Here is a 10,290-nt window from a genome sequence, read left to right as displayed (position 1 = left end):
AGGCCACGGCGACGACACTCGCCGCACGACTTCCCGTCTCACGGCAGGCAGTGGTCAAGCACCTCGCCGTCCTGGACGCCGCCGGTCTGGTTTCCGGCGGCCGGGTCGGACGCGAGGTGCGGTACGCGGTGCGGCCCGCAGCGCTGAACGCGACGGCGCGGTGGATGTCCGCGCTCGCGGCCGACTGGGACCGGCGGCTGGCGAACATCAAGCGCGTGGCCGAGGCAGCGGAGCGGGAGGAGAGAAACAATGACCGATCACAGGACCGGAACACGTGAAGAGTGGCTTGCGGCCCGGCGGGAGCTGCTCGATGCCGAAAAGGCGCTGACGCGGCGCAGCGACGAACTGGCGCGCCGACGGCAGGAGCTGCCCTGGGTCCGCATCGACAAGGAGTACCGCTTCGAGACCGACGAGGGCGCGGCATCCCTCGCCGATCTGTTCCAAGGACGCTCGCAGCTCCTCATCTACCACTTCATGTTCGGGCCCGAGTTCGAGGCGGGGTGTCCGTCCTGCTCGGCGATCGCGGACGGCTACGACGGCTCCGTCGTCCACCTCGCCCATCATGACGTCACGCTCTGTGCGGTGTCGCGGGCTCCGCTCGCGAAACTCCAGGCGTACAAGCGGCGTATGGGCTGGAGCTTCCCCTGGGCGTCGTCGTTCGGCAGTGACTTCAACTACGACTTCGGCACCTCGATCACCGAGGAGCAGCAGCGCTCCGGAGCCGTCGAGTACAACTTCCGGCCGATGGACGTGACGCCGGTGCTGGAGGCCGACGACAGCCCGGTCGGCGACATCGCCGCCGCGCTCGGAACGGACGCCGCGACGTACACGCGCGAGATGCCGGGGATGTGCGCCTTCGCACTCGATGACGGCGTCGTCCACCACACCTACTCGGCGTACGCACGCGGTCTGGACGGCCTCTGGGGCATGTATCAGTGGCTCGACCGCGCGCCACGCGGGCGCAACGAGGCCGGCATCTGGTGGCGCCGCCACGACGAGTACGACGACCGGTCCGAACCCGATGCGCGAAGCTGCTGCGGGTCGTGAGGGGGTCGGGCCTGCTTCCGAGCAGGGCGGGCCCCTGGGAGGAGCGCCATGCTGCACATACGCATCGCCGTCCCCGAGCCGGTACGGCCGGGAATCCTTCTGCCGCGGCGTGAACTGGGCGTTGCATGGATCCTGATGTCCGTGAGCGCAGCACCGGCCTGGGTGCTCACCGCTGACCGGTCCGGCGACATGGTCATGGAGCCGGGAACGACGGTTCTCGCGCTGCCGCTCTTCCTGCTGCTGTGGGTGACCATGATGGTGGCGATGATGTTCCCCTCGTTGGCGCCGGTGGCCATCACCTGGGCTCGTGCGATCGGGCGGCAGTCGGCCGGTGCGGTCCGTGCCGTGCGTATCGCCCAGTTCGCCGGGGGCTACCTGCTCGCCTGGACGGCATTCGGTCTGCTCGCCTACGGAGTCCTCGCAGCAGCCGGGCGGCTGGTGGACGAGGACCCCGAGGCAGCCCGCCGGCTCGGCGCGGCTGCGTTCCTGCTCGCGGGGCTGTACCAGTTCGGGCCGCTGAAGCGCGACTGTCTGCTGCACTGCCGCAACCCGCTGTCGGACCTGATGCGGTACGCGCAGTTCCGGCCGTGGGCCCGCGACCTGCGCGTGGGCGCGCACCACGGGCTCTACTGCGTGGGCTGCTCCTGGGGCCTGATGATCGTCCTCGTACCGCTCGGCGTGATGAATGTGGCAGCCATGGCCGGCCTGGCGGCGGTCGTCTTCCTGGAGAAACTGTGGCGACACGGCCCGCTGCTCACGTGGGCGGTCGGTCTGACCCTGCTGGTCCTTGGCGTTCTGGCCCCGTTCCAGGACTGGCTGCTGCCCGGCCTCCAGATGTCGGAGCCGTCGATGAACCCGTAAGGGGCCGGGCCGGCCGCCCGACACACCGCGCTTCGTGATTGCTCCCGGGAGGGAAACTCCGATTGCCGGCGCGGCGCCCGGTGATGAGATGCTGCGCTGCGCCGCCCCGCACAAAGTGGGGAACCCCAGCCGCGCGGGGGCGCTCGGCACACGCCCGCAGCCCGAGAAGAGAGATGGCCCATGTCCCGGCGCGCACCCGACCTGGATGAACTCGACCGCAAGATCGTCGCGATGCTGATGGCCGACGCACGCGCCAGCCTGCGGGAGATCGGGAAGGCGATCGGCCTCTCGGCGCCCGCCGTGAAACGCCGGGTGGACAGGCTGCGGGAGCAGGAAGTGATCACTGGCTTCACCACAGTGGTGAAGCCCGCTGCGCTGGGCTGGCAGACCGAGGCGTATGTGCAGGTCTTCTGCGACGGCGCCGCACCGCCCAGGCGGCTGGCGGAGGTGGTCCGCAACCACCCGGAGATCCAGTCGGCCGTGACCGTCACGGGGAAGGCCGACGCGCTCCTGCACATCAGGGCCCGCGATGTCGCCCACTTCGAAGACGTCCTGGAGCGGATCCGTGCGGAGTCCTTCGTGAAGGCCACCAACAGCTTCTTCGTGCTCTCGCACCTCCTGCCGGGCAGCCCCGAGGCCGGATCGGGCCGCCTGGCGCCCGACCTGGCCTGAGAACGAGCGCCCGACCCGGCCTGAGGATCAACCGTCGAAGTGGTGGCCGTTGTCGAGGTCGTCGAGGAGCCCGGCGTGGCTCGGCTGCCAGCCCAGTAGTTCGCGGGTCAGCGTGTTCGAGGCCGGCATGTCGAGCCCGAGGATGCGGGCCAGGAAACCGAAGTGGGTGCCCGCGTCCTCGGCGGTGACGGCGGTCACCGGCACGTTCGCGTGGCGGCCGATGACCTCGGCGACGGCGCGGATGGTCACACCCTCCTCGCCGACCCCGTGCAGCACCGATCCCGCCGGTGCCTTCTCCACCGCCAGGCGGAACAAGTGCGCGGCATCGAGCCGGTGTACCGAGGGCCAGCGGTTGGACCCGTCGCCGAGGTAGCCCGAGACTCCCTTCTCTCGGGCGATGCCGACCAGCTGTCCGACGAGGCCGCTCTTGCTCCGGTCGTGGACCGTCGGCGCGAGCCGCACGACGGACGAGCGCACGCCGCGCTCCGCGAGTGCGAGCGCTGCCCGGGCGCCGGGGTTCCGGGGACTCGCCGAGGCGGGCGGCGCGTCCTGCTCACTCCCCACCGGCCCCCCGGTGGCGATGACCAGCGGCCGGTCCGAACCCTCAAGGGCAGCGCCGAACGTTTCGACGGCGCGCAGCTCGGCGCGCGCCGCGGCCTCGTGCTGCGTGAAGTCGTGGTTGAACGCCAGGTGGATGACTCCCTCGGACTCGGCGGCGCCGGCGCGCAGGCCGTCGAGGTCCTCCACCGTGCCGCGGCGCACCGCGGCGCCGGCGGCGGTCACGGCAGCCGCCGCGGCATCCGAGCGAGCGAGCCCGACGACCTGATGCCCGGCGGCGATGAGATCGGGCACGAGAGCGGAGCCGATGAACCCGGACGCGCCGGTGACGAACACACGCATGGCGGTGCACTCCTTGGACGGAGGAATCAAGAACCGGCCCGATGGGGCGCTCGGACGGCGCCCGGCCGGTGATCCCACTCTGCGGCGACAGGGCACGGCAGGTCCATTGAATGTTTCGTAAGGATACGCCGCGCGTATCGCCCTGCTCACGGCGGTCACGGCGGCGTTGACGGGCCGCGCGGGAGCTACGCTGGAGCGGTGCCCGGCTCGCCACCACCTCCGACGATCTTCGATCTGCGGCTTGTGTGGTGCTTCACCGTCGTGGCCGAGTACCGGCATTTCGGCCGCGCCGCCGAAGCCCTCCACACCACCCAGCCGTCCCTGAGCCGGCAGATCCACCGCCTCGAGCAGCAACTGGGCACCCGTCTTTTCGAGCGCACGCCCCACGGCAACCACCTCACGGAGGCCGGCGAGGTCTTCCTGCCGCTCGCCACGGCGTTGCTGCGCTCCGCCGACCAGGCCGCGGCGCGCACCCGGGCCGCCGCCGAGCCCGGCCGCATCACCATCGGCCACACGGCAGGCCTCATCATCACCCCGGTCGTGCGCGAGCTACGCCGGCGGCACCCCGACGCCGAGGTACGAACCCTGCATCTGGCCTGGGACGAACCGCGCCCGGCGCTGCTGGACCACCGCGTGGACGCCGTGGTCGCCCGGCTGCCGTTTCCGACCGACGGCCTGGACGTGAGAGCCCTCTACGACGAGCCCCGGGTGCTGGTGGTGGCGCGGGACCACCGGCTGGCCGGCAAGGAATCGGTCACCCTGGACGACATCACCGACGAACCCCTGCCCCGGCTGCGGCGGTCCGACCCGCTCGTGAACGCCTTCTGGCGCATCGACCCCCGGCCCGACGGACGTCCGGCACCCGGCGGCCCCCTCGTCGAGAGCGTCGAGGACAAGTTCGAACTCATCGCCGCCGGGCAGGCCGTCGCCGTCTCCGCCCACGTCCACACCCACACCCTGCGTCCCGACCTCACGACGGTCCCGCTTGAGGGCGTCGAGCCCAGCCACGTCGTGCTGGCGACCCGCGACCGCGACCGCAACGGCCTCGTGGCGGCCTTCCGCACGTACGCCCGAGCCCATCTCACGGGTCTCGGCCCGACCGGCCCGGCGAGCGCGCCGCGAGGTTAACAAGTGGTGGTTCCACGGCGCGTATCCGCAACATTGTTGTGAGTGGACGAAACTCTTTCGTCTTGTCGCTGTGAGTCGCCATTCCCTAGCGTTGTCGGCGCACCGCAATCGCGTGGAAGGAAAGCTGAGGATGCCGTCGATCCGCACAGCGAGGGTCCGCCGCTATCTCGTCTGCCCGCCGGAACACTTTGATGTCCGATACGCCATCAACCCCTGGATGACGTCAGAGGAACCGGTCGACTCTTCCCTGGCCCGAAAGCAGTGGGACGGGCTCGTGTCCTTGTACCGCTCGCTCGGTCATTCGGTGGAGACCGTGGAGCCGGTCGCCGAACTCCCCGACATGGTGTTCGCGGCCAATTCGGCGCTCGTTCTCGACGGCAAGGTGTTCGGCGCCGTTTTCCACGCGGCGGAGCGGCGGCCGGAGGCCGACCACTACCGGGCCTGGTTCGAGGGGGCCGGGTTCGAGGTGCGCGTACCGTCCCACACGTGCGAAGGGGAAGGGGACTTCACCCCGGTCGGCGGCTACATCCTGGCCGGCACCGGGTTCCGTACACTCCCCGCGGCTCATCAAGAGGCTCAGGAATTCTTCGGGACGCCCACCGTGAGCCTTCGCCTTGTCGACCCGCATTTCTATCACCTGGACACAGCACTCTTCGCACTGGACGACAGCAACATCGCCTACTATCCGGGAGCTTTCTCGGAAGGCAGCCAGAAGGTGCTGGGCACGCTCTTCCCGGATGCCGTCATCTCCACGCGGGAAGACGCGCTCGCCTTCGGGCTCAACTCCGTGTCCGACGGACACCATGTGGTGATCGCCGAGGAGGCGAAGGGCCTCATCGAAAGCGTTGCCGAGCGCGGATACGTCCCCGTGCCCGTGGACCTCTCCGAGTTCCGCAAGGCCGGCGGCGGCGCGAAGTGCTGCACGCAGGAGATCCGCGAGTAGCCCCGGAGCCCCGGCTTCTTCAGGCGCCTTCCCGGCCACCTCGTGACCGGCCGGCTCCTGCTCCTCACGCAGGCGCAGCGGTGTCTGCCCTTGCGATGAGAACGTCGAGGAGCGAGAGCAGTGCGTCCCGGACGTCCTCACGGGAGCGGGCGTCGAGCATCAGGATGGGCGTGTTCGGGTCACCCAGATGCAGCGCCGCCCTGATCTCCTCGGCCGTGTACGGCTGCTCGCCGTTGAAGCAGTTCGCGCCGACCACGAACGGAAGCCCGCGGTTCTCGAAGAAGTCGACGGCCGCGAAACTGCGGTCCAGGCGTCGGGTGTCGACCAGCACGATCGCGCCGAGGGCCCCGTTCAAGAGGTCGTCCCACATGAACCAGAAGCGCTCCTGGCCCGGCGTACCGAACAGGTAGAGAACGACTCCGGCGTCGGTGAGAGTGATACGGCCGAAGTCCATCGCGACGGTGGTCACCGTCTTGGACTCGATGCCGTCGAGGTCGTCGACGCCGACACCCGCGGCCGTCAGCCGTTCCTCCGTACGCAGCGGCTCGATCTCGGAGACCGCCTCGACCAGCGTCGTCTTGCCGACGCCGAATCCCCCGGCGATCAGGATCTTGACGGGGGCCGCTTCCTGGGCAGGGGAGTCATATCCGGGCAAGGCTGTCCCTGATTCTCATGAGCAGGTGGACATTGGTGGTCTCGGCCTCCGCCAGGGGCGGCCGGTGGTGGATCAGCCCGCGGTCCGCGAGTTCGCCGAGAAGGACCGTCATCGGAGTGAGGCGCATGTGCATCCGGGCCGCGATCTCGGCGACCGCCCGTCCGTCCGGCGCCGGGCACATGGCGAGGATGGCCTGCCACTCGGTGGGCAGGCCACCGTGGGTGTCCGCGGCGACCGCCGCCGTGATCGTGGTGTCCATGGTCAGGACGGTGTGCGGAGCGGCAGTACGGCCATCGGTCAGGGCGTACAGCCGCGTCCGGCGGCGGCCTCGGTGCTGCGGATCGTCCGGCATTACGACGTGGGCGCCTGGGTGCGCTCAGGGGTGCCCAGCCACTCACCGAGCGCCTGCGCGGTCCGCACCGCCTCGCCGCCCAGCTCCCCCAGCCGTGCCTTGCGGGAGGTCACGACGATGAGCGTGCTGCCCTCCCCGCATCCGACGATGCAGAGATACCTGTCGTCCATCTCGACCAGCTGGCGGATCACCCGGCCACCGCCGACCTCCCGGGATATCGCCTTCATCGTGGCCGCGATTCCGGAGGACGCCGCGGCGATGCGCTCCGCCTGGGGCCGTTCCAGCAGGTAGGCGCTGAGCTTGATCCCGTCGTTGGACAGGAGCACGGCTCCTTGGATGCCGGCGATCCTGCTCAGGTTGTTGTCCAGGATGCTGAAGATCATGTCGTTCGATGCCGTCGTCATGGCTGATCCTGTCGGAGCTCTTGTTCCACTGTCTGGGTTCCGTGTTCGTAGTCCGCCCAGGCGTCGGCCACCTCTTCAGGTGTCGCCTCGCTCTGGCCGACCACTGGTTCCGGTGCGCGTGGCACGCGGAGTTGCTCGGCGATATGGGTCTGCGGGACGCGCTCGGGCAGCGGCGGCCGGGAGTCGCCGTCCGTTGCCACGGGCCGGACCGGGAGCCCGCTCTGCTGCGACCGCTCATGCGTCCGACGGCTCGGCAGCCCGGACCGCGAATGCAGGACCAGCTCGGGCTTGCGTTCATCGATGCGGCGCGGTGCGGGGACGGGCGGCGCCGACTCGTGCGGCTGTTCCTGCTCGGTCGGCACGAGCAGTTCCTTGGGGATGATCACTACCGCCGACGTCCCGCCGTACACCGACCTGCGCAGCATGACCCTGGCCCGGAGCTGCTCGGCGAGGTGGCCGACCACGAAGAGACCCAGCCGGTGCGCGTTCTCGGCCAGCACGGCGTACGGCGGGGCCGAGTGCAGCCGTCCGTTCATCTCCTCGTAGCTCGCGGGGGTCACGCGCGGACCACGGTCCTCGATCTCGAGCGACAGCCCGTCCGCCACCAGCTCGGCCCGGATGACGACCTTCGACCTCGGCGGCGAGAACCGGGTGGCGTTGTCCAGCAGCTCTGCCAGGAGGTGGCTGATCTGGCTGATCACGCGCGGTTCCACGCTGATCTCGTCCAGGGCCTGCCGCTCGATCCGCCGGAACTCCTCGACCTCCGCGGCGGCCTCGCGCAGCAGGTCGGCGACGCGCATGGGCTCGGTGTGCGGGTCAGGGATCTCACCGCCCGCCAGGATGAGCAGGTTCTCGACCTGCCGCCGCATGCCCACCGTCAACTGGTCGGAACGCATCAACTGCGTGAGGAGCTCTGGGTCGTGGCCGAAGGAGTCCTGGAGCTCCTCGGTGAGGCTCAACTGGCGGCTGACGAGGTTTCCGGTGCGTGAGGCGATGCCCGCGGCAAACAGTCCGAAACCGTGACGTTCGTCCGCGAGCTGCCGGTGCCCGTCGACGGATACGGCGACGACGCGGGCGAACGCGTCCCTGATTCGTCCCACCTCGTCCTGGGCCCCGGTCGTCCTGGGCAGTGTGTCGGCATCGACGGGCTCACCACGCTGCAGCCGGGCCACGACATCCGGCAGCGTCTCCTCGGCGATGGTCAGCGTGCGCTCGTACAGACCGCGCAGGCGGCGGAACACCGTGCGCGTGGTGAACACGACGACACCTGTGACGACCAGCAGTGCCCCGCTGCTTCCCGCGACCAGCCAGGCGACCTCCGCCTCGATCTCTGCCGCCTTGGCGTCAGCCCCTGCGAGCAGTGCGCGCGCCCGGTCGGCGTTCAGCGTGCCCCACTGCGCCGCCCACTTCTCATGTGCGGCCCGCCAGCCGTTGACCTCCCTGGGGAGCTTCACACGCGTGCCGATGTCCGCGTGCTCGGACACGACCGCGTGCTCGATGCGGCTCTTGGTCTGCCACTCGTCCGAGCCGCTGATCTGCGCATAGAGCTCGCCCGCCGCATCGGACAGATGCGGCACGATCCATATGTCGTACAGGTAGCGGTGGGCTCCGACGGCGTTGACGAAGTCGGTGAACCGGGAGCTGGTCAGCTCCCTGGACGGTCCGGCCTGCGCGAGGATCGTGTCCTCCTGCGCCAGGATCTCCGACGCCGAGAACATGGCGACGACCACGCGGCTCTCCTGGGCGAGCTCGCCGTCCTCGAGGTCGCTGAACTCGTCCTGGTAGAACCGGATCATCTGGCTGATCATGCCGGTGTAGAAGGCGATCGTGCTGTCGGCGCTGCCGCTGCGGGCGTCCGCGCGCTCCCGGTAGGTCCCCAGGTCGTCGAGGCCCTCCGTCACCTCCAGGAGGCGACGGTCCGCCTGCTCCGATCCCGCCGCGGCGGTGGCGGACGACCGGCGGAATTCGGCCGCGGCGAGGTCCGTTGCCGTGCGCCGGTGCCGCAGGTCCTTCTCGGTCACGGAAGACCCTGCCCACCGTGCGGCCGTCGTCGCCCGCTCGGCCTGCATCTCGGCCATGAGCTTGTACAGGGGTACGCCGATCCGCTCACCGGTCGCCACATCGCGGCGCAGCTGCTCCGACTGCTCCAGCAACCGGTCCGCGGTCACGACAACTTGGACACCCATCGCCACGGTGGGGACCACCGCCAGCCAAATGAGCAGGGTACGCAGGCGCACGGTACGCCGTCGACGCATTCTCGATGGGCCTCGCGGGCCTTCGGGTTCTATGGGAGACATCGGTCCTCGAGGGCGGGGAGAGCGGGGACAGGCCGACAGCACGGCCCCGCGCAAGCCCGGGACGGGGAGGGGAACGGCTGGTCCGGCTTCGGTGAAACGTGAGGGATGCAGATCATAACCAGCCACGCCGGGAAAAAGAGAGGTTGCCGCAGTGATCAATGCGTGGTAAGCGCGTCTGATAGTGCTGAAAACCAGGGGTTTGTGCAGGAGTTCGGCTGATACCACCTCGAACCGACCCGGCGCTCGTGTTCGAGGCGCAGCATCTGCGGGCCACCGCACAGGGCTCGTTGAACCTGGAGTTGATGGTGCCCGTCAGGCCGAGCCGTCCGGTGACGGCGGCGAGTGCGGACAGGACGGTGAAGGTTTCGGGCCGCCCCACGCCACCACATGCAAGTCGTGGATCCGGCCGCCGTGTTCGTGCCGTCGCAGTCCCCCGGCGAGGCACAGGAAGTGGTGGCGCTCGGCAACACCGGCGCGACGTGGCACGATCTATCAGGTGACCAGCAGACCCACCACGGCGCAGCGTCTGGGCGACCTCGCGCGGCTGCGCCGCGTTCGCGACCGGATCGACCGGGAGTACGCGCAGCCACTGGACGTCGAGGCGCTCGCCCGCGGCGTGAACATGTCGGCCGGCCACCTGAGCCGCCAGTTCCGGCTCGCCTACGGTGAGTCGCCGTACGGCTACCTGATGACGCGGCGCATCGAGCGCGCGATGGCGCTGCTGCGCCGTGGCGACCTCAGCGTCACCGAGGTCTGCTTCGCGGTCGGCTGCTCGTCGCTGGGCACCTTCAGCACTCGCTTCACCGAACTGGTCGGCGTGCCCCCCAGCGTCTATCGCCGCCAGGCGGCGGACGCGACGGCGGGGATCCCGTCCTGCGTGGCGAAACAGGTGACCAGACCGATCAGGAATCGAGAAGCGCCGCATCCCGAGCCGTAGCTAAGGGCTGTCCCGTAATCCCCGGTGGATCAGCGCGCGGCGTCAGATGCGGTGCATCGCAAGGCGGAGGGTCGTCCTCATACTGGGCGTATTC

Annotated in this window: 12 protein-coding genes and 1 pseudogene; 7 read left to right on the top strand and 6 right to left on the bottom strand. The window is 69.8% G+C overall.

Annotated elements, in window-relative coordinates:
• From ACWGI8_RS31025 to ACWGI8_RS31010, 4 genes are all read left to right on the top strand, one after another.
• A partial coding sequence (locus ACWGI8_RS31025; protein WP_453665941.1) for an ArsR/SmtB family transcription factor occupies positions 1 to 278 on the top strand: 278 nt, incomplete at its 5' end.
• Complete coding sequence (locus tag ACWGI8_RS31020) at positions 250 to 1,047, top strand: DUF899 domain-containing protein (protein ID WP_453665940.1); 798 nt, start codon at positions 250 to 252, stop codon at positions 1,045 to 1,047. The genes ACWGI8_RS31025 and ACWGI8_RS31020, both read left to right, overlap by 29 nt.
• Positions 1,048 to 1,095: 48 nt before the next feature.
• On the top strand, positions 1,096 to 1,908 hold the full coding sequence (locus ACWGI8_RS31015) for a DUF2182 domain-containing protein (protein WP_453665938.1): 813 nt from the start codon (positions 1,096 to 1,098) through the stop codon (positions 1,906 to 1,908).
• Between the two features lie 180 nt (positions 1,909 to 2,088).
• Entirely contained in the window at positions 2,089 to 2,580 is a 492-nt protein-coding gene (locus ACWGI8_RS31010) for an Lrp/AsnC family transcriptional regulator (RefSeq protein ID WP_453665936.1), read from the top strand.
• A 27-nt stretch (positions 2,581 to 2,607) separates the two neighbouring features.
• Here the strand turns inward: ACWGI8_RS31010 and ACWGI8_RS31005 are convergent, their stop codons facing one another.
• Complete coding sequence (locus tag ACWGI8_RS31005) at positions 2,608 to 3,480, bottom strand: SDR family oxidoreductase (protein ID WP_453665934.1); 873 nt, start codon at positions 3,478 to 3,480, stop codon at positions 2,608 to 2,610.
• A 198-nt stretch (positions 3,481 to 3,678) separates the two neighbouring features.
• On the opposite strand from ACWGI8_RS31005, the gene ACWGI8_RS31000 reads away from it, so the two are divergent.
• Both ACWGI8_RS31000 and ddaH read left to right on the top strand, forming a co-directional pair.
• Positions 3,679 to 4,608: a LysR family transcriptional regulator gene (locus tag ACWGI8_RS31000; RefSeq protein ID WP_453665933.1), complete on the top strand. Its 930-nt coding sequence runs from the start codon at positions 3,679 to 3,681 to the stop codon at positions 4,606 to 4,608.
• Between the two features lie 130 nt (positions 4,609 to 4,738).
• On the top strand, positions 4,739 to 5,551 hold the full coding sequence (ddaH, locus tag ACWGI8_RS30995) for a dimethylargininase (protein WP_453665932.1): 813 nt from the start codon (positions 4,739 to 4,741) through the stop codon (positions 5,549 to 5,551).
• A 64-nt stretch (positions 5,552 to 5,615) separates the two neighbouring features.
• On the opposite strand, the gene ACWGI8_RS30990 is transcribed toward ddaH, so the two are convergent.
• From ACWGI8_RS30990 to ACWGI8_RS30970, 5 genes and pseudogenes are all read right to left on the bottom strand, one after another.
• Positions 5,616 to 6,206, bottom strand: a complete 591-nt coding sequence (locus ACWGI8_RS30990) for a GTP-binding protein (protein WP_453665931.1) — start codon at positions 6,204 to 6,206, stop codon at positions 5,616 to 5,618.
• Complete coding sequence (locus ACWGI8_RS30985; protein WP_453665929.1) at positions 6,193 to 6,558, bottom strand: DUF742 domain-containing protein; 366 nt, start codon at positions 6,556 to 6,558, stop codon at positions 6,193 to 6,195. The genes ACWGI8_RS30990 and ACWGI8_RS30985 overlap by 14 nt, the downstream gene beginning before the upstream one ends.
• On the bottom strand, positions 6,558 to 6,962 hold the full coding sequence (locus ACWGI8_RS30980; RefSeq protein ID WP_453665927.1) for a roadblock/LC7 domain-containing protein: 405 nt from the start codon (positions 6,960 to 6,962) through the stop codon (positions 6,558 to 6,560). Before ACWGI8_RS30980 ends, ACWGI8_RS30985 begins: the two co-directional genes overlap by 1 nt.
• Positions 6,959 to 9,199 carry a sensor histidine kinase gene (locus ACWGI8_RS30975; protein WP_453665925.1) on the bottom strand — a complete coding sequence of 747 codons (2,241 nt, stop codon included), beginning with the start codon at positions 9,197 to 9,199 and terminating at the stop codon, positions 6,959 to 6,961. Before ACWGI8_RS30975 ends, ACWGI8_RS30980 begins: the two co-directional genes overlap by 4 nt.
• Before the next feature lie 295 nt (positions 9,200 to 9,494).
• Positions 9,495 to 9,733 (bottom strand): annotated as a pseudogene (locus ACWGI8_RS30970) (F420-dependent methylene-tetrahydromethanopterin reductase); the annotation flags it as partial.
• Between the two features lie 22 nt (positions 9,734 to 9,755).
• Here ACWGI8_RS30970 and ACWGI8_RS30965 point away from each other — a divergent pair.
• A complete protein-coding gene (locus ACWGI8_RS30965; protein ID WP_453665923.1) occupies positions 9,756 to 10,196 on the top strand; it encodes a helix-turn-helix transcriptional regulator in 441 nt (146 codons plus the stop codon).
• The last annotated feature ends 94 nt before the right edge of the window (positions 10,197 to 10,290 follow it).

Source organism: Streptomyces sp. NPDC054841 (genome assembly GCF_053611045.1).
Note: the sequence above shows the minus strand (reverse complement) of the source record. Positions and strands in the feature narration are given on the sequence as shown.

Excerpts from the sequence above, each read along its gene's own strand:
- ACWGI8_RS30980 (WP_453665927.1), bottom strand. The coding sequence starts at position 6,962 with ATGACGACGGCATCGAACGACATGATCTTCAGCATCCTGGACAACAAC.
- ACWGI8_RS31015 (WP_453665938.1), top strand. The coding sequence starts at position 1,096 with ATGCTGCACATACGCATCGCCGTCCCCGAGCCGGTACGGCCGGGAATC.
- ACWGI8_RS30985 (WP_453665929.1), bottom strand. The coding sequence starts at position 6,558 with ATGCCGGACGATCCGCAGCACCGAGGCCGCCGCCGGACGCGGCTGTAC.
- ACWGI8_RS31005 (WP_453665934.1), bottom strand. The coding sequence starts at position 3,480 with ATGCGTGTGTTCGTCACCGGCGCGTCCGGGTTCATCGGCTCCGCTCTC.
- ACWGI8_RS31020 (WP_453665940.1), top strand. The coding sequence starts at position 250 with ATGACCGATCACAGGACCGGAACACGTGAAGAGTGGCTTGCGGCCCGG.
- ddaH (WP_453665932.1), top strand. The coding sequence starts at position 4,739 with ATGCCGTCGATCCGCACAGCGAGGGTCCGCCGCTATCTCGTCTGCCCG.
- ACWGI8_RS31010 (WP_453665936.1), top strand. The coding sequence starts at position 2,089 with ATGTCCCGGCGCGCACCCGACCTGGATGAACTCGACCGCAAGATCGTC.